Source organism: uncultured Clostridium sp. (assembly GCF_937920395.1).
In the GTDB taxonomy this organism is placed as follows: Bacteria; Bacillota; Clostridia; order Clostridiales; family Clostridiaceae; genus Clostridium_AD.
The window spans coordinates 1-19,492 of the sequence record NZ_CALEVF010000219.1 but is presented as its reverse complement, the minus strand read 5'-3'; the positions used below and the strand labels follow the sequence as shown (position 1 = coordinate 19,492).

20 protein-coding genes are annotated in these 19,492 nt (G+C 30.2%); 16 read left to right on the top strand and 4 right to left on the bottom strand.

Annotation, left to right across the window (positions count from 1 at the left end):
- Positions 1 to 83 precede the first annotated feature (83 nt).
- The 6 genes from Q0649_RS13820 to glgP all read left to right on the top strand — a co-directional run bounded on the left by Q0649_RS13820 (position 84) and on the right by glgP (position 7,151).
- On the top strand, positions 84 to 1,013 hold the full coding sequence (locus tag Q0649_RS13820; RefSeq protein WP_298843091.1) for a respiratory chain complex I subunit 1 family protein: 930 nt from the start codon (positions 84 to 86) through the stop codon (positions 1,011 to 1,013).
- Positions 1,014 to 1,025: 12 nt separating this feature from the next.
- Positions 1,026 to 1,637: a hydrogenase gene (locus Q0649_RS13815; protein ID WP_298843088.1), complete on the top strand. Its 612-nt coding sequence runs from the start codon at positions 1,026 to 1,028 to the stop codon at positions 1,635 to 1,637.
- 11 nt (positions 1,638 to 1,648) lie between these two features.
- Positions 1,649 to 3,109 (top strand): proton-conducting transporter membrane subunit, encoded by a 1,461-nt coding sequence (locus Q0649_RS13810; RefSeq protein ID WP_298843085.1) that lies wholly within the window; start codon positions 1,649 to 1,651, stop codon positions 3,107 to 3,109.
- An 11-nt stretch (positions 3,110 to 3,120) separates the two neighbouring features.
- Entirely contained in the window at positions 3,121 to 4,578 is a 1,458-nt protein-coding gene (locus Q0649_RS13805; RefSeq protein WP_298843082.1) for a proton-conducting membrane transporter, read from the top strand.
- Between the two features lie 11 nt (positions 4,579 to 4,589).
- Positions 4,590 to 5,318: an NADH-quinone oxidoreductase subunit NuoB gene (nuoB, locus tag Q0649_RS13800; RefSeq protein WP_298843079.1), complete on the top strand. Its 729-nt coding sequence runs from the start codon at positions 4,590 to 4,592 to the stop codon at positions 5,316 to 5,318.
- Between the two features lie 213 nt (positions 5,319 to 5,531).
- The gene (glgP, locus tag Q0649_RS13795) at positions 5,532 to 7,151 is read left to right on the top strand and encodes an alpha-glucan family phosphorylase (protein WP_298843076.1); all 1,620 of its coding nucleotides are present in this window, start codon (positions 5,532 to 5,534) and stop codon (positions 7,149 to 7,151) included.
- 99 nt (positions 7,152 to 7,250) lie between these two features.
- On the opposite strand, the gene Q0649_RS13790 is transcribed toward glgP, so the two are convergent.
- Entirely contained in the window at positions 7,251 to 8,279 is a 1,029-nt protein-coding gene (locus tag Q0649_RS13790; RefSeq protein ID WP_298843073.1) for a branched-chain amino acid aminotransferase, read from the bottom strand.
- 210 nt (positions 8,280 to 8,489) lie between these two features.
- A complete protein-coding gene (locus Q0649_RS13785; protein WP_298843071.1) occupies positions 8,490 to 9,131 on the bottom strand; it encodes a RusA family crossover junction endodeoxyribonuclease in 642 nt (213 codons plus the stop codon).
- 304 nt (positions 9,132 to 9,435) lie between these two features.
- Between Q0649_RS13785 and tsaD the strand changes: the two genes are divergently transcribed.
- Positions 9,436 to 10,458 (top strand): tRNA (adenosine(37)-N6)-threonylcarbamoyltransferase complex transferase subunit TsaD, encoded by a 1,023-nt coding sequence (gene tsaD, locus Q0649_RS13780; protein ID WP_298843068.1) that lies wholly within the window; start codon positions 9,436 to 9,438, stop codon positions 10,456 to 10,458.
- Positions 10,459 to 10,477: 19 nt separating this feature from the next.
- A complete protein-coding gene (locus tag Q0649_RS13775; protein ID WP_367179387.1) occupies positions 10,478 to 11,185 on the top strand; it encodes a YoaK family protein in 708 nt (235 codons plus the stop codon).
- Positions 11,186 to 11,261: 76 nt separating this feature from the next.
- Here the strand turns inward: Q0649_RS13775 and Q0649_RS13770 are convergent, their stop codons facing one another.
- On the bottom strand, positions 11,262 to 11,561 hold the full coding sequence (locus Q0649_RS13770) for a hypothetical protein (protein WP_298843066.1): 300 nt from the start codon (positions 11,559 to 11,561) through the stop codon (positions 11,262 to 11,264).
- Positions 11,562 to 11,856: 295 nt separating this feature from the next.
- Here Q0649_RS13770 and Q0649_RS13765 point away from each other — a divergent pair, with 295 nt between their 5' ends.
- The 5 genes from Q0649_RS13765 to Q0649_RS13745 all read left to right on the top strand — a co-directional run bounded on the left by Q0649_RS13765 (position 11,857) and on the right by Q0649_RS13745 (position 15,406).
- Positions 11,857 to 12,936: a hypothetical protein gene (locus Q0649_RS13765; protein ID WP_298843063.1), complete on the top strand. Its 1,080-nt coding sequence runs from the start codon at positions 11,857 to 11,859 to the stop codon at positions 12,934 to 12,936.
- 120 nt (positions 12,937 to 13,056) lie between these two features.
- Positions 13,057 to 13,464 carry a hypothetical protein gene (locus Q0649_RS13760; RefSeq protein ID WP_298843060.1) on the top strand — a complete coding sequence of 136 codons (408 nt, stop codon included), beginning with the start codon at positions 13,057 to 13,059 and terminating at the stop codon, positions 13,462 to 13,464.
- Between the two features lie 12 nt (positions 13,465 to 13,476).
- Positions 13,477 to 13,728: a cysteine-rich small domain-containing protein gene (locus Q0649_RS13755; RefSeq protein WP_298843057.1), complete on the top strand. Its 252-nt coding sequence runs from the start codon at positions 13,477 to 13,479 to the stop codon at positions 13,726 to 13,728.
- Between the two features lie 146 nt (positions 13,729 to 13,874).
- Entirely contained in the window at positions 13,875 to 15,146 is a 1,272-nt protein-coding gene (locus Q0649_RS13750) for a M14 family metallopeptidase (RefSeq protein WP_298843008.1), read from the top strand.
- An 83-nt stretch (positions 15,147 to 15,229) separates the two neighbouring features.
- The gene (locus Q0649_RS13745) at positions 15,230 to 15,406 is read left to right on the top strand and encodes a hypothetical protein (protein ID WP_298843005.1); all 177 of its coding nucleotides are present in this window, start codon (positions 15,230 to 15,232) and stop codon (positions 15,404 to 15,406) included.
- 92 nt (positions 15,407 to 15,498) lie between these two features.
- Here the strand turns inward: Q0649_RS13745 and Q0649_RS13740 are convergent, their stop codons facing one another.
- Positions 15,499 to 17,424 (bottom strand): ABC-F family ATP-binding cassette domain-containing protein, encoded by a 1,926-nt coding sequence (locus Q0649_RS13740; RefSeq protein WP_298843002.1) that lies wholly within the window; start codon positions 17,422 to 17,424, stop codon positions 15,499 to 15,501.
- A gap of 265 nt (positions 17,425 to 17,689) precedes the next feature.
- Between Q0649_RS13740 and Q0649_RS13735 the strand changes: the two genes are divergently transcribed.
- The 3 genes from Q0649_RS13735 to Q0649_RS13725 form a co-directional block, all read left to right on the top strand.
- Positions 17,690 to 18,328: a redox-sensing transcriptional repressor Rex gene (locus Q0649_RS13735; RefSeq protein WP_298842999.1), complete on the top strand. Its 639-nt coding sequence runs from the start codon at positions 17,690 to 17,692 to the stop codon at positions 18,326 to 18,328.
- Positions 18,329 to 18,472: 144 nt separating this feature from the next.
- Positions 18,473 to 19,252, top strand: coding sequence for a short-chain-enoyl-CoA hydratase (locus Q0649_RS13730; protein WP_298842997.1), 780 nt, complete (start codon positions 18,473 to 18,475; stop codon positions 19,250 to 19,252).
- 104 nt (positions 19,253 to 19,356) lie between these two features.
- Positions 19,357 to 19,492: acyl-CoA dehydrogenase family protein (locus tag Q0649_RS13725; protein WP_298843094.1), on the top strand; the 136-nt coding region annotated here is incomplete at its 3' end.

The following is a 19,492-nucleotide window of genomic DNA, read 5'->3' as shown; positions in this document are numbered from 1 at the left end:
CCTAACGGCTTAAAAGTTAGGCGGTTCAATGATTGCAGAATTGCGCAATCGGCTACTTAAAATTTGTGTAAGGAGGTATTCATTTGAAATACAATTTAATTTATTTTATTCAGAGTTTATTGATTATAGTTTTATCACCGTTATTTATAGGAATTCTAAAAAAGATGAAGGCACATCTTCGGGGTTATATTGGTTCATCTATCATCCAACCTTATTATGATCTAAGTAAGTTATTGAAAAAGGGAAAAGTAATATCAAATAGAAGTTCATTTATAACAGCTATTGGGCCAATAGTAATACTTTCGGCGACATTAACATCAGCGTTTTTTGTTCCGGTTTTTTATACAAGCATGGAGCAGAGTATCGGAAATTTATTTATTCTTATGTTTTCATTTGGAATAGTAAAAATGTTTACAGTGCTAATTGGACTTGATAGTTCAAGTACATTTGGTGGAATGGGATCAAGCCGTGAGTCTTTTATTTCAATGATGGCAGAACCTCTAATATTGTTTCTGATGATATTCTTATATATAGAAACAAATGATTTTAACATATTTCATATTTCATTTATCAATAGTAAAATCGTACATTATGATACTGCGCATCTTATAACAATGGTAACTTTTATTATTGCAATACTTGCTGAGAATGCTCGGATACCTTTTGATAATCCAGAAACACATTTAGAACTTACAATGATGCATGAAGCAATGATTTTAGATTTATCAGGTAGTGATTTAGCATATGTTGAATTATCGTCACACATTAAACTAATTGTATACTTGATTGTTTTGATTAATTGTTTTGTACCTATTGGAATTGCAACAACAATTTCGGTTTCAGCAATTATTATAGGCTTAATAACATTTATATTTAAACTTTTAATTTGTTTATTTGGAATAGCTATGATAGAAACAACTTTCGCTAAATCTAGGTTATTTAAAGGGGCAGAATTGTTTCCAGCAATGATATCTCTAGGAATAGTCGCAATTACTTTAATTTATATTTTATAAGGGAGAGAAGTTATGATAGAAGCTTTACTTACAATTATATTAATATCTAGCATATTTATGTCTGGAGTAAGACGAATAAAACTTATTACAGCAGGATTTATATTTCAGTCAGCAGCTATTGGACTTATAGTCTTAAAGCTGGGGTATCAGACAGGAAAAGTCGATTATTACATATTAGGATTTTTAACAATAGTTACTAAAGTTATTATAATACCAATAATAATAAATAGATCTGTAGAGAAATTGAAGATAAAAAGAGAGATGGAGTTAATAGTAAATGCTTTTGTTTCTTATCTTATAACAGGACTTGGGATAATGATAGCTTTTGGTCTTTTAAACAAGAGTCAAGATAACTTTTTAAAGACTGGAATTGCACTATTTATTATTGGCGTTTTATTAATGGTTGCAAGGAAGAAAGCTATTACACAAATGATTGGATTTCTAATATTTGAAAATGGCATTGTACTCTTTGAAACGTCTCTATCTAAAATGTCTCTTGTGATAGAGGCAGGAATAGTTTTTGAAACATTAATGCTTGCACTTATTATGGGAATAATGATTTTCCATATTAATAAAACCTTTGATTCAATAAATACAGACTTTTTTGAAAATCTAAAAGAATAGTTGGTGAAACAATGTATATTATATTACTTGGTATTTTGTTCTTATTTTTAATAGTTACACCCTTACTTTTTAAAAACATAAAAACAACTGGAGTTGTTACAATATTTGGGGCTGTGTTAGTTTTGGGTATTGTGATAAAAATTATTACAATGATTTCTAGAGGTTATTCCCTTAGTTACTTTAATGAATTTTTTTATATTGATAGTTTGAGTATTGTACAGCTTTTGATTATATCTTGTATAAATATAATCGTAAGCATTTACTCATATAGATATATCACAGATGAGATAGAGGAGAAAATAATTACGCTTAAAAGGGGTAAATTCTATTATTTCTTATTTAATTTTTTCGTATTCTTTATGCTGTTTATCGCACTAACTAATAATATTGTAGCAATGTGGATAGGCCTTGAAGGTACAACACTTACAACTGCGTTTCTAATTGGATTTAACATTAATAAAAATTCTTTAGAATCAGCTTGGAAGTATATTATTATTTGTTCGATTGGTATAGGTATAGGTTTAATCGGTATACTAATTTTCGTTAATGCTTATAGTAATCAAGATACAAACCAGATACTTAAATGGTCTCATCTTGTAAATAATACAAATCCGAAGAGTACATATGCTATTAAAATAGCTTTTACATTAATATTTGTAGGTCTTGGGACAAAAGCGGGTCTTGCACCTATGCACACATGGCTTCCAGATGCTCATAGTGAGGCACCATCGCCAGTTAGTGCGATGATGTCAGGTGTTCTTTTAAACCTTGCATTGTATGTGATTTTAAGATTTTATATTATAACGAAACATATACCAGGACTACAAAATACTAAGTGGTTGTTTATAGTTTTTGGTTGTGTATCTCTTATAATTTCATCATTTAGTATATTAAGACAACTTAATTATAAAAGATTGCTAGCATTCTCGTCTGTTGAGAATATGGGTATTATAGCACTTGGACTTGGAGTTGGAAGCAAAATTGCAGTGTTTGGTGCAATACTTCATTCTTTAGTGCATGCATTTGGAAAGTCTATGTTGTTTTTAACAGCAGGAAATTTATTAAGTGCATATAAAACGAAACGTATAGACAAGATTGATGCTTTAATAAAAACTATGCCAATAAATGCAGTATTTCTTATTATAGGTATGCTTGTTATTACCGGAGCACCACCATTCCCAGCTTTTTTTAGTGAGTACTATATAATTGTAGGAACTGTGGAGAGTGGAAATTACATTGTCACTGCAATCTATACATTATGTCTCTTGTTAGTTTTCGCAGGATTTCTACGAGTATTCATTAAGATAGTTTTCAACACTGAACCAGGTGTAAAATATGTTAGAATGAAAGAAGATAAAAAAAATATATTGCCACTCGCTTTATGTTTTGTTTCAATTATTATTATGAGTTTAACTATGAATGGGTATTTGTTAAGTATGATAAATAATGCAGTTTTAATTATATGTGATTAGGAAGTGAAAATATGAAAATAACAGATGTTATAAATAGTTTACAAGAATTGAATTTTGATTTAAAATATGAAGTTAAAAACAATAATGAGTTGTACGTTAGAGTGAAATCAGATCAAATAAGAAAAATTGTACTTATTTGTGTTGATTTATATAAATTTAATTATATTTGTGAGTTTTCTGTTGTTGAAAATGAAACATCAGCGAGCAATAAAGAAGCTACAATAAATTGTGTATTTTCAAATAGTAAACAAGGGTATTATGTAATATGTAGTTATACTACTGATAAAAAACCAATTGATCTTAGTAATATAATTTATCAAAGTAAATTGTTTCAAAGAGAAATTAATAAAGAGTATGATTACAAGATTAAAGAAGTATCAGGGACAGGTGCATATCAAGTTGCAGTAGGACCGGTACATGCAGGAATTATTGAACCCGGTCATTTTAGGTTTAGTGTTATGGGAGAACCAATAGAAAATCTTGAAATAAAACTTATGTACAAATATAGGGGAATAGAAAAATTATGTCAAGATATAAATGTAAACACATTAAATCTTATGTTTGAGAGAATCTCTGGAGAGTCAAGCGTTGCATATGGTGAAGTTTATGCTATTCTTGTAGAAAAACTTTTAGGAGTCGAGGTTAGCACTGAGGTTAAGGCTTTTAGAGTAGTTCTTTTAGAACTTGAGCGAATGTATAATTATATGGATGACTTAGGTGGAGTAGGTAATGATATAGGCTATAGTTATGTAGCTAAAAAATTCGGCTATTTTTCAGAAGTGGTGCATCAGTTATGTGAGAGAATAAGTGGAAGTAGGTATATGAGGAATGCTATTGTTCCACTTGGCATAAATATAGATTTTAATGAAATGAAAAGGAATGATATTTTAGATACTCTAAAAAGTCTTAAAACTCGTGTATTTAGTATAATAAAAATGAGTGTAAACTCAGTTTCATTTTTAGATAGAGTAGAGGATTCGGGAATGGTTAGCCGTGCTATGGCTAAAAAACTATGTATGACAGGTGTTGTAGCAAGGGCATGCAATTTGAAATATGATGTTAGAGCATCCTTCCCATATGAGTTATATAAAGAAATAAAAAGAGATATAAATATAGAAACAAAGGGTGGAGTTTTTGAAAGGTATAAATTAAAAGCTCGCGAACTTAAAGATGCTTTTACTTTTATAGAAAAGGCACTGTCATATATAAATGTTGATATAAAAAGAGAAAAACAGGAATTTTGTTTAAAAGAGGGACTAGAGGCAATAACTTCAGTTGAAACAGTAAAGGGAGAACTTGTAGTTTATGGTTTAACAGGGAAAGATAATAAATTTGATCGAATCTACTTCAAAACCCCTTCGTTTACTAATTGGACAGGTATGAGTGAAGCGGTCCTAGGAGAAATCATTCCTGATTTCCCGCTTATTAACAAAAGTTTCAATATGTCTTATTCTGAGAATGATAAGTAGGGAGTATTAATATGAATAATATAATTGATAGAATAAAATATGGAACAGAAACAATAAAAGAACCACTTAAAAATAATGAATTTTCTTATGGAAAAATAGTTGCAAAGATAAACGTATGTGATAACTGCGGGAAATGCATGAATGAATGTTTAGTGAATGCCATAAAGATAAATACTATTACAAATGCAGAGCATTTAGTAAGTGTAGATGATAAAAAATGTATTTATTGTAGGAATTGCGTTAATATTTGTCCGAAATCTGTTTTGAAAATGACATCCGATTATAAAATGTCAGAATTAGAACTTGCAGGTGATAAGCTTAGAGAAAAAATATATAAGACTTTTAAGAGATCACTTGTATTAAGAGTAGTAGATACTGGTTCGTGTAATGCTTGCATGTCAGAACTTAATGCAATGTCGAACACATTTTATGATATTTCAAGATTTGGAATTAATGTATCCCCATCTCCAAGGCATGCAGATGGACTAGTTGTAACAGGCCCCGTTACTATAAATATGAAAGAAGCTTTGGAGAAAACTTACCAGGCTATGGCTGAACCTAAAATAGTCATAGGTGTTGGTAGTTGCGCTCATAATGGCGGAATATTTAAGGAGGGAGATGGAGTGTATGGTACACTTCACGATGTACTACCTGTTGATTTGGTGATTCCGGGTTGCCCTCCATCACCACAGGCAATTATTTTTGGACTTCTTAAAATAATGGATAAGATTAAAAAATAGGCAAAAGTTAAGTACCTGAAGAAGTGATAGTTTGAGTGTGAACACTTCTTACAGGTACTTTTGTTATTTATCACTCAAATATTAAAGAGGTATTCTAGATAAATATGTTTTGTGCAAACGCTTGCAGTAAACTAGATAAGTATGTATAATAAATATAAAAGGTAAAGTTATAACGAAATGTAAAAATTATGAATTACATAGGAGGGAAATCTATTGGATACTAATAATATACCAAGAATTGCTTATTTTTGTATGGAGTATGGGTTAAATTCAGATTTTAAAACTTATGCAGGGGGGCTAGGGATACTTGCTGGTGATTATATGAAAGGTGCTAAAGATTTAAATCTACCACTTGTTGGAATAGGGCTTAAATGGAAACAGGGGTATACTGAACAGCTTGTAGATGAAAACGGTGAAGTATATGATACATATCATAACTATCATTATGACTTTTTAAAAGACACAGGAGTAAAAGTAACTGTTAATATCAGAAATTTAGAAATAGTATGCAAGGTTTGGAAATTAGAAGAGTTTGGAAACAACCCAATATACCTTTTAGATACTGATATACCAGAGAATGGCGATAGGTGGATAACAGGACAATTATACGGTTGGTTTGGGGAAGAAAGAATAGCACAAGAAATAGTACTAGGAATTGGTGGAGTGAAAGCGTTAAGAGCTTTAAATATACCAGTTGATGTATATCATTTTAATGAAGGTCATGCTATACTTGCGGCAACAGAACTTATGAAAGAAAAAATGCAATCAGGATATAGTTTTGAAGAATCATGGGCGAAAACTAGAGAGGAAGTAGTATTTACAACTCATACTCCAATAGTTGAGGGCAATGAATCTCATTCTATTGATAAATTAGAGTATATGGGTGCATTTAATGAATTGACTAGACAACAAATGGTCAGACTAGGTGGAGAACCATTTAATATGACTGTGGCAGGGCTTAGGCTATCAAGAAAAGCAAATGCAGTAGCACAACTTCATATGGAAACTGCAAATAAAATGTGGAGGACTGTTGCTGGTAGACCTGAGATTATTGGTATAACTAATGGAATTCATAAACCAACTTGGGTGGACGACCGAATGACAAAGGCTTACGAAAATAATGGAGATCTTTTTGAAACTCATACAACTATTAAAAAAGAATTAATAGAGTTTATTAAAGAAAGAACTGGGACTACACTTTGCACCGATAAGTTACTTATTGGATTTTCAAGAAGAGCTGCACCATATAAGAGAAGTGACTTAATATTTACCAGTGAGGAAATTATTTCTCCTCTACTTAAAAGTGGAAAGGTTCAAATTGTATTCTCAGGAAAAGCTCATCCTCTTGATGACACAGGAAAAGAAATAGTAGCAAAACTCGTAAGAATGATGAAAAAATATCCTAATAGTGTAGTATTCCTTGAAAATTATGATATGAATATAGGAAGAATGTTAACTAGAGGTTCGGATATTTGGTTAAATAACCCTAGAAGACCTCTTGAGGCTAGTGGAACTTCTGGAATGAAGGCTGCAATGAATGGTGTACTAAACTGTTCTATTTTAGATGGATGGTGGCCAGAGGCTTGCAACGATGGTGTAAATGGCTGGCAGTTTGGAGATGGGGTAGGGCTTGACGACTTAACAGAAGTAGAATTAGATAAACATGATACGATAGCGCTTTATGATACTTTAATTAATAGAGTTATGGCTACTTATTATGGAAATAGAGAAAAGTGGGTAGAAATGATGAGAGAGAGTATTAGAACTACAATTTATGAGTTTTCAGTTGAGAGAATGCTTGATGAATACTATAACAAAATGTATATAAAATAATTGTAGTCTATATAATAATTATAAACATAAAAAAATAAAAACAACTTCAAACATAAATTTTGAAGTTGTTTTTATTATCTGAAATTTTTTATAAATAATTTATTTAACTTTTAAAATCCAACCTTCTGGCGCGTTTACATCACCAAATTGAATTCCGTAAAGAGTATCATAAAGTTTTTTAGTAACGGGGCCTACTTCTGTTTCGCTGTAGAAAACATGAAGTTTACCTTTATGTTCAATGCCACCAATAGGTGTAATTACAGCTGCGGTTCCACATGCACCAGTTTCTTTAAAGTCTGTTAGGCTATCTATTGGAACATCTCTTTCCTCAACTTGCATTTTTAAATACTCTTTTGCAATATAAATTAATGATTTTTTAGTTATACTAGGAAGTATTGATGGTGATTTTGGAGTTACAAATATATTATCTTTTGTAATACCAAAAAAGTTTGCAGCTCCAACTTCCTCGATTTTAGTGTGAGTTGCAGGGTCAAGGTATATACAGTCTGCAAAACCTTTTGATGCAGCATGTTCATGAGCAAGAAGACTTGCAGCATAGTTTCCTCCAACCTTTACATCGCCTGTACCAAATGGTGCAGCTCTATCATATTCATCTGATGTCATAAAGTTTACTGGAGATAGCCCAGCTTTAAAATAAGCACCTACTGGGCAACAGAATAGACCAAATAAAAACTCTGGTGCTGGACCTACGCCAAGGTTGTCACCAATACCTATTACATAAGGTCTTAGATAAAGTGTTGCTCCAGTTCCATATGGTGCAACAAAAGCTTCATTTGCTTTAACAACTTGCAAACATGCATCAAGAAATTTTTCATCTGAAATTTCAGGTATTAAAACACGTGAACAACTGTTTCTCAAACGCTTTGCATTCTCCAAAGGCCTAAACAATTGAATGCTACCGTCTTTTGTGCGATAAGCTTTTAAACCTTCAAAACACTGTTGACCATAATGAAGAGAGGTTGAAGCTTCACTTATAGAAAGATTGTTATCTTTAACTAGTTTTCCATCATCCCATTTACCATTTTTCCATATTGATATGTACCTAAGATCTGTTTTGCTATAAGCAAAACCTAATTTGCTCCAATCGATGTTAACATTTGTGCTCATATTTATCCCTCCTATTATTTTAAAAACTGAATTATAATTAAATATATTTTATACAACATTAGAAATATAACGGTATATTCTAAATATTGTAAAAATTCGTACAATATAAGATATAAGTTCTATTATAACATAAAATATGCAGAACAATGGTATTATCAGCATTTTAATGAATTGAATTCAAAACCATTTTATAATGAATGAAAAAGTTTATTAAAATAATTTCTTAAAGCAGTGTTTACATAAAGAGGTTTTACCCTTGTTAGCTGAAATACAGTCATCTTTGGGTACTATTTTACCACATACTTCACAAACTAAATTGGTGGTAGAATTATTATTATTATTAATAGATTTTGTTTGATTTAGTTTAGACCCTATAGTATTTTTTTTATTTGATGGTGGATCATAATCTATAGGTGGTTGTTTTTCTTCTCTTTCAATTATTGAATATTTCATAACAAATGTACTTTCACCAAAAAGCTCTAGTTCAAATCTTGGATTACACGCATCGTAAAACTCCTCTATAATAAGTCTTGTAACTTGAGCATCATTAACTATAAGACCACTTTTTTCTATGCCATCAAAAATACTTTTTGTTATGTTGTTTGTATCGGGATGTCTTTTGGAACTTTTATAATATACCTTCAAAACGGCAATAAGAGATTCTGTTAAAAAAATGCTAGGGTTTTGGCTCCTGCATTGATAAGCGATTTCTTCTTCATACAAAGCATACCTATCGTGGTATTTTCCAGAATTATATGGCAAAATAGCTCTACCGTTTGTATTAAAAAGCTTAAAATTGGATTTTGAAATAGGTGAACCCTTTATAATAACTTTTGCATAAGTGCTACTCATATGTTCCCCCTAGGATCTATATTAAACAGATAATTATTATTAAATATGTCTTAATCTTTTTTTTACAACAAACTTGTATATACAATTATATCATAAAATGCTACATGCCTAAGAGAGAATAACTAGAATAGGCATATATAAATTTGATATGACAAAGCTAATAAAGTATAATTAATCTGTATTATTAATAGATGTTAACTTTTTTAGAATGCAAGATTCTTAAAATATAAAATTAATTCTTATAATATTTTTATGAATATATTGAAGAAAATCATATAGACTATGTTAAAGGTGGGTAAAAACAATGGAAAAGGATATTAAAATACTTGCAATAGAATCAAGTTGCGATGAAACAGCAGCTGCGGTTGTCGTGAATGGTAGGAATGTTTTATCTAACATAATCGCATCTCAAATAGATACACATGTAAAATTTGGTGGTGTTGTTCCAGAAATAGCATCTAGAAAACATATAGAAGCAATAAGTGCAGTGGTTCAAGAGGCATTAGATGAAGCTAAAGTTACATTAGATGATATAGATGCAATAGGAGTAACATATGGACCAGGACTAGTTGGAGCACTACTTGTAGGCGTTCAGTATGCTAAAGGACTTGCATACGCATCACATAAACCATTAATTGGAGTTAATCATATAGAGGGGCATATAAGTGCTAATTTTATTCAATATAAGGAGCTTGAACCACCATTTATGTGCTTGGTTGTTTCAGGTGGGCACACATTTATTGTATATATGAAGGATCATGGTGATTTTGAAGTTATGGCCCAAACTAGAGATGATGCAGCGGGAGAAGCCTTTGATAAGGTAGCTCGTGCAATTGGACTTGGGTATCCGGGTGGGCCCAAAATAGATAAAATAGCAAAGACTGGCAATGCAGATGCTATAAAGTTCCCAAAAGCTAAATTCCATGATGTTACTTTAGATTTTTCATTTAGTGGAGTTAAATCTTCAGTGCTCAATTATTTAAATAAAATGAATATGAAAAATGAGAAAATTAATGTACCGGATGTAGCTGCGTCTTTTCAAAAGGCAGTAGTTAGTGTACTTGTGGAAAATGCTTTTGAGGCATGTAAAATTAAAGGGGTAGATAAAATAACAATAGCGGGGGGAGTAGCTTCAAACTCTTGCCTTAGAGAGACGATGATAAAAGAAGGGCAAAAGAAAAACATAAAAGTTATGTTCCCTGAAATGATACTCTGCACTGATAATGCTGCGATGATTGGTAGTGCAGCTTATTTTGAACTAATAAAAGGAAGAATTTCACCATTAACACTAAATGCAATACCAAACCTAAAGCTTGGAGAAAGATAGTAGAAGGAGTTTTTAAATTTTGATCAAAGTTAATATAAACTTAATGCAAAGAAGAATTAGAAGATTACATTCACAACATGTTATACATGAGTCTTTTCGATTTGGCATATTGCTTGCAATTGCGGGTGGATTTTTGGACTCTTATACATTCATAGGAAGGGGAGGCGTTTTCGCTAATGCTCAAACTGGGAATATTGTACTCCTTGCTATATATGCTGCAAAAGGAGAATGGATGCATGCACTTTCTAATCTTCCAGCTATAGTAGCTTTTGTTATTGGAGTAATTGTTGTTCAAGCAATAAAAAGTAATTCATCCTGTTTATTTATACTAGACTGGCCACGGGCCGTGTTAATTTTTGAAATTATAGTCCTTTTTATAATAGGATTTGTACCAAATACTATTCCTAATCTTATTGTAAATGTTACAATTTCATTTGTTGCTTCGATTCAAGTATGTTCATTTTCTAAAATAGCAGATTCGCCATATAGCTCAACTATGTCCACGGGTAATTTACGATCAGCTGCAAGGGAGGCATATATTGCTTTTACCCAAAAGGACCATGAGGCGGCTATTCGTACTATTCGACTTTTTACAATTGTTTTTTCATTTTTATTAGGAGCGGTTTTAGGTGGAATACTAACATTAAATATCGGCGTTAAAGCAATCTGGGGTGCTTCTTTTATAATAATGGGTGCTTTGATATTATATAACATTAGTAATTCATAAATATATCAATATTTATGAATTAAATTAAATATAGTATGTAAAATTTACATGTACACCTCCATTTTTGTGTAATAGCTTAAAGAATAGTATCCTCTCCAAAGTCTTTCATAAGATTCTTAAGTTCATCTATCTGTTTTTGTAAATTTTTATTTGTATTACTTGAAGTAGTATTTGTATCACTTGTATTTTGAGCGTCTTCTTTTGCTTGAAGATTAGAAAGTTGAGTTGCAATTATAAAAATGCTTTGAGCCACACTGAATAAAAAATTGGCTACTACATTTTGTTGGTCAACATCGAACTTAGATGCAATAATAATTCCTAGGATTGTTGCCAGTGTTGCCAATTCAGTAGGACTGTATTCTTCTAGTTTTTTCATAAATTACATCTTTTAAACATTTTTATATTATAGTATACTCACTTGTCAAAGATTGTGTAGACTATCTTTAAAAATAATAAATAAAAAGTATTTAAATAATTAGAGGCATTAGGTTAAATAATCTGATGCTATTTTTTTTCATTTATGTAAAATGGTTTATTGATTATAATTAAAAAAATGACTCAAAAAACAAAGTTTCCCAGTTGATACAATAATATAAGTAGAGTATAATTATCTCAGTTTCAATGATTTAAAATAACTATTATTCTTACGAATTTAAACGAGGAGCAATATTATGACAAGGCACCCAAAAATAACAAAAACTTTGTTTAAGCTATTAATTATATCAATATGCTTATTTCTAAGTATATTTGCAGTAATATCTTGTTCAAACAAAATAAAAAAAAGTAATGAAAATAAAGACAATTCATCTAATAAAGATCAAAATATAAATAAAACAAAGTTAACTGAGATAGCATTTGAAAAAGGAAATAATCTATATCTTTATAATGTGATAAATAGGAAGATTAAATCTCTAGGAGATAGTTCAAAATTAAAAGATTTATCAGAAATTTCTCCAGATAAAACAAAAATTGTATTTAGATATTTTAATTCGGGGGAACCTATATATCCTCCTCATGTAATTATTTATGATATTAAAACTGGAAAGTTAACAGATATTGTTATTAATAATAAAAATCTACAACAAATTGTTGAACTTAAATGGATAGATAATGAAGATATTTTAGTTACAGGGCACATAAATCCTTCCGTTTCAGGTTATTCAGTGTATAATATAAAAAGCAAAGCAGAGTTAATGTCTTGTGAAGGAACAATTAGAGATGTTAGTTCAGATAAGAAAGACATTATTTATAGCAATACTCCACACATATTTCCACAGCCAAGAGCTAATTTATATATTAACGGTAAACAAATTTTTGAGATAAAAAATGTTAAGGAACAAATATATGATGCTGTAATATCTAAAGATAAGAAAATGATTGCTTTTAGAAGTTGGGTGGAAGGTGAAAAAGATATAAATGGTAAAGCTATTGCATATCTTAATGTAGGTAAAATTGATAGTGAAAGAAATGGAATAAGTAGTCTAAACAAAGTAATTATAAGTGGTGAGATAGCTGGGCAATTGAAATTTGATGGTGAAAGTAATTTAAGTATTGTTGAAGACAGATTTATATATAAGTTAAATGATGGAAAGCTTATTAAGGTAGAAAATACACTTCCAAAGAAAAAGGAACTTTCTGTGGTGCAACTTAAAGAGTTTAGACAAACTTTGTCTAAACAATTTCCTAAGGAACTTATTTCAGACCAAACAGTATTGGAAGATATAGACATATATAATATGGTAGTTTTTTAGGATTTAAAGGATATGAAAATTAGTAAAATATAGTTTGCATTTATTAAATTTATGTTAACAAATATTTAAAAATTTGGTATAATAGATATGAATTTTAAAAAATATGGAAGAAGGGTTATTATGAAAAAGAAAAATTCTTATAAGCCTAAAAAAACAAAAATTCATGTAAAAACGGTACCAGAATTAATAGTTAGTAAATTAGTTATGTTACTAGGTTGTATTATACCAATATCTATATTTATAGCTTATTCTATGAAGTTTAATTTTTTTTATATTACAAGAATTTTATCAATATTTATTTTAATTATAAGCATAGCTGCATACTTAAAAAGTGAAATTATGTATCCTCATCCTAAAGTAGTACATAAGGGTAATGCATTAAGTAGTAAAAAAAATATAGCTTATAAAAAACACAAAATAAATTTTTCTTTTTCTTTAAAGAAAGGGACACTTCAAGTGGTGTTATCAATGTTAATAATTATCGTATTAACTTATTTAGGACAAGGTGTATATAAATTAATTGGATAAGGAGTATTAAATATGGATAATAATTATAAGTTTTTTAGAAATAAAGAATGTGAATATTTCCCATGCCATGAAGTTAAAAACGATGAAAAATTTAATTGTCTCTTTTGTTATTGCCCTCTGTACTTTCTTTCGCAGTGTGGGGGCAATGGAAAATTTGTAAATGGCATTAAAGATTGTTCGTCTTGTTTGATACCACATTCTGAAAATGGTTATGAATATATCGTAAGTAAAATAAAGGAAACAAATAAAACAAAAAGAAAATAAATTTATAATCTAAAATTAAAAATTGTTTAATAATGAGCGTAGAAGTAATTTCTAGGCTTATTATTTTTATGGTTATTTTATTAAGAAGTAACATATCTTATATCACTGAATATGATAGTATCATAAGAAATTTTAGGAGGGTAAATTTGGAAACCCTAAAAATAGGTTCGAAAGGAACAATGGTATCAGAGATACAAGCATTGCTTAATAAGTTGGGTTATGATGTTGGTATAATAGATGGGATTTACGGACCGCGAACTGCAGGTGTTGTAAAAAGTTTTCAAAAATATTTTGGATTATTACCTACAGGTGAAGTGGATACTGATACTTATAAACTTATGAACAGATTTTTATTAGGTTATGATACTTATAGAATTAAACCGGGAGACACTCTATATCTTATAGCAAAACGTTATTACACTCCGCTCGCAAGCATAATTACTGCAAATCCTAAAATTAATGCTAATAGTTTGAAAGTTGGTGAAGTAATAATTGTTCCATACTCCCTGGATGTGGTTTATACAAATATTGATTATACTTATGATATTATGAAAAAAGATTTAGAAGGGCTAAAAGCTAGATACCCATTTATTGAACTTGAGAGTGCTGGCAAGAGTGAACTTGGGAAAGAAATCTATTATGTGAAATTAGGGAATGGACCAAGCAAAGTATTTTATAATGGCTCACATCATGCAATTGAATGGATAACCTCTGTGCTTCTAATGAAGTTTATTGAGAATTTTGCTAAAGCATATGCAATGGGGCAGAATATAGAAGGTTATAATGCTAGGGATATATTTCGTTCAAGCACTATATATGTTATGCCAATGGTTAACCCAGACGGAGTAGATTTAGTGCTTAATGGTCTAGAGAGAAGTAATCCCTATTATAATGATTTAATTAAGTGGAATAATGGAAGCTTAGATTTTTCTAAAAATTGGAGTGCTAATATCCGAGGAGTAGATCTTAATCATAACTATGATGCTATGTGGCAAGAATCAAAGAATGCAGAAGCAAGTTATGGAATATATGGACCAGGTCCTACTAGATATTCAGGTACCTCGCCAGAGTCTGAAACGGAATCTAAAGCTGTAGCAAATCTTACAAGAAACAATAAATTTAGATTAGTAATAGCGTATCATACTCAAGGTGAACTAATTTACTGGAATTTTCAAAATTTAGCAAATTCCGAAGCTAGAGCAATAGCAATAATTTTTTCGCAATTAAGTGGTTATAATCTAGGAGAAACAACTGGAATTACAAGCTATGCAGGATATAAAGATTGGTTCATTGAAAAATTTAGAAGACCCGGGTATACCATTGAAGTTGGACTTGGACAAAACCCTCTTCCCATAAGTCAATTTAATAAGATTTATAGTGACAACATTAAAGTTTTATTAGAGGGGGCAACAATTTAGCCACATATAATAATTATTTTGTATGATTTTAAAAGGTATATACGGTACATTTGTAGAATATATTAACATAAGGAGATGATACTATGTCAAAAGTACTTGAAGATGAAAATATTTGTACATTATGTGATGAAAAAATTATAGATGATAATTTTGTATCTTCTAATAATTCATCTTTAAAATTAAATACATTTAAAGATGAAGTTAAATGTAAAGAAAAATGTAAAATATGCGGTGAGCTAACCCCTTGTAATAAAGAATAAAGAACAATTACTATTAAAGAAGGAACCTTTAATCGCTCAAAACTTTAATAATTAATAATAAAACAAGAGCTGTGAATGATGCAACTCTTGTTTTATTCTTCTTCAGATACTGCAACTTCCCATGTTGCATAAAGTTCTTCAAGTTCTTTTTTTACATTTGAAAGTTGATTATTTGTGTCAACACTTCTACTTGGACTTGAATAAACTTCTTCAAGGCATAGGTCATTGTTTAATTTTTCTATTTCTTTTTCTAGTGATGTAATTTTATCTTCCAGTTCTTTAAAATCCAGTTTCTTTTGTTTCTCCAGTTTATCTTCTTCTCGTTTCTTTTTTTTATCAAAGTTAATTTGAGTTTTTGACATACCTTCTTGTTCTTCTTCTAACTTAAATCTTAGGGGATTTTTCTTTTTTTCTATATAATAACTATAATTTCCTAAATACTCTTTGAGGCCATCCTGATTTAATTCGAGTATTCTAGTAATTACTTTGTTTAAAAAATATCTGTCATGTGAAATTACGACAACGGTGCCATCATATCCTAGTATTGAATCTTCTAAGGCTTCACGGGACATAATATCTAAGTGATTTGTTGGCTCGTCTAGTAATAAGAAGTTTGCTTTAGATAACATTATCTTTAGAAGATTAATTCTACATCTTTCTCCACCGCTTAGGGTTGCGATAATTTTAAATACATCTTCGCCAATGAATAGAAATGCAGCTAGTGCTGTACGAACCTCTGTGGTAGTAAGCTTTGGAAATTCATCCCATACTTCATCTATTATAGTTTTTTCTGGATTTAAATTTGACTGCTCTTGGTCATAATATCCTACAAAAACGTTCTTACCTAATATTTTTATGCCAGTATCAGAAGGTACTTGATCCATTATAATTTTAAAAAGAGTAGTTTTACCTCTTCCGTTTTCACCAATAAGAGCGAATTTTTCTGACCTTTTTATGTCTAGATTTAGATGCTCAAACAAAAGGTTATCTCCAAAACTTTTTGATAAATTCTCGATATGAAGAACATCATTACCGCTTTTAATTTCTGTTTCAAATTTAATTCTAGTGTCACGTGGATCTTTATCTGGAGTGTGAATTCGTTCAACTTTGTCCAGAGATTTTTGCCTGCTATCAGCAGCCCTTACACTTTTTTCTCTATTAAAGGATCTGTATTTAGTTATAATATCTTCTTGCCTTTTTATTTCTGATTGTTGAACATGGTATGCTTTCAATTGAATTTCATAATTTATTTTTTTTAATTCAATAAAACTCGTGTAACTTCCATTATAACAATCTACATGGCCATTAATGAGTTCAAAAGTTTTATTGGTAATAGTATCTAAAAAAAATCTATCATGTGAAATAATAAACATAGTTCCTTTATAAGATTTAAGGTAATCTTCGAGCCACTCTATAGCATCTAAATCTAAATGGTTAGTAGGTTCATCGAGTAGCAGTATATCAGGGTTTTTAAGTAATAATTTACACAGGGCAACCCTGGTTTTTTGACCTCCGCTTAATATATTTATTGGTTTATCATAATCATCTTCAAGAAAACCAAGTCCTTTAAGAACTCTACTTATTTTAGCTTTATAGGTATATCCACCTCTGTTATTGTAAAGCTCAGAAGTTAATGTATATTCTTTTATAATCTTATTTTGATAATCTTCTTTTGAAGCATCATAAGGTAAACTCATTTTTATTTCTAGAGTTTTGAGATTTTTCTCAAGGTTTAATAAATTATCGAATACTAATAGTATTTCCTCATATATAGTATTTGTTATATCTAATGATAAATTTTGGGATAAATAACCTAGTTTTTTATTTTTATCTATAAATAATTCACCATCATCATGGTCCAATTGAGAGGTAAGTATTTTGAAAAGTGTAGACTTGCCGGCTCCATTAGCACCAATAAAACCAATTCTTTCACCTTCATTTATACTTAATGTTATTTTGTCTAAAATAACATCTATACCATAACTTTTGTGAATATCTTTGCAACTTAGAACTATCATAAATATCACCTTCCCTCCAGCGTAGTATTAAAATTAATAAATATTAATTAAACTCATTCATACATTATTGTACTATTTATATTAAAGTTATTGTAGAAAAAAATAAATATATATAACATTAATTTAAAAAAATAGTATAAAAAAACTATAAGTGGTTGATATTGTATAATAATTATCAAATTTGAGATAAAAGGTTATATTGACCCATAATGTGTGTTAAAATTGATAGTATGAAATTTATGATATTCACAGAGGAGTGTAAATCGTGGAAAGAAAAAAAAATATATCGATGGCAGTTATTAGAAGATTGCCTAAATACAATAGGTATCTAAAAGAACTTTTAAGAACTGATGTAGACAGAATATCCTCAAAAGAGTTAGGTGAGAGAATTGGTTTTACGGCATCTCAAATCAGACAAGACTTGAACTGTTTTGGAGATTTTGGACAGCAGGGATACGGTTATAATGTTAAAGAATTATTAAATGAGATTAATGGTATACTGGGACTGTCAAAAGAATACAAAATGATCATAATAGGTGCAGGTAATATTGGTCAGGCTATTGCCAATTATACCAATTTTGAAAGGTTAGCTTTTAATTTGGCAGGTATTTTTGATGTTAATCCAAAGCTTATAGGACTCAAAATTAGAGACGTTGAAGTAATAGACATAGATGAATTAGTAGGTTTTCTTAAAACTACGCCAATAGACATAGGGGTAATCTGTGTTTCAGAAAACAGTGCTCAAACAGTTTGTGACATGATGGTAGAAAATGGGGTTAAGGGTATATGGAATTTCGCACCTGTGGATTTAGATGTACCTAAAGAAATAATTGTTGAAAATGTACATTTGAGTGAGAGCCTCTTAACGCTTAGTTGTTTAATGAATGATAGGACCTACTTATAAAAAACAATTATTTCTTGTTGATATAATTACCTCAAAGATATATAATGTAATTGAGGTGGATGGCCTCATGTTATATTTAGTTTTATTTGTTATATTATTAACAAATAGCTAATTTATAGATTAATTCGTAAGGAGTGGATTGTTATGGAATACAAAAATATTGTTCTTCAAAAGGAAGACAAAGTTGCAGTACTTACAATTAGTAGACCAAAGGCTCTAAATGCATTAAATTCAGAAACATTAAAAGAGCTAGACTTAGCAATAGATGAAATTGCTAATGATGACAAGATTTACGCAGTAATTATAACAGGAGCTGGAAAAGCATTTGTTGCAGGTGCTGATATTGCTGAGATGAAGGATCTTGATGTATTGGGTGGTAGAAGATTTGGAAATCTAGGAAATAAAGTGTTTAGAAAACTAGAAACACTAGAAAAACCTGTAATAGCTGCAGTAAATGGTTTTGCTTTAGGTGGAGGATGTGAGCTTTCTATGGCTTGCGATATTAGAATAGCATCTGTAAAAGCAAAATTTGGTCAACCTGAGGTAGGCCTTGGAATAACTCCTGGTTTTGGAGGTACTCAAAGACTTTCTAGACTTGTAGGACTTGGAATGGCTAAAGAATTAATATACACAGCTAAAATTATTAATGCAGAAGAAGCATTAAGAATTGGACTTGTTAATAAGGTAGTTGCACTTGAAGATCTTTTAGTAGAAGCTAAAGCACTTGCAAACACAATTGCAGGACAAGCACCTATTGCTGTAAGTCTTTGTAAAGCAGCAATTAATAAGGGAATGCAATTAGACATAGACTCAGCACTTTCATATGAATCAGAAATATTCGGAGAATGTTTCTCGACTGAGGACCAAAGCAGTGGAATGACAGCATTTCTTGAAAAAACCGAAAAATGCTTTAAAAATAAGTAATTTAAGTACTATGTTAAAAGAATAGGTAGCTTAGCTACCTATTCTTTTAAGAGTTAAAAGACGAGTAGCTAAGCTACTTCACAGAATAACGAGGAGGAAGGTTCATGAATTTTACATTGACAAAAGAACAACAATTTGTAAAACAGATGGTAAGTGAATTCGCATTAAACGAAGTTAAACCTTTGGCTGCGGAAATAGATGTTACAGAAAGATTTCCTAGCGAAACTGTAGAAAAAATGG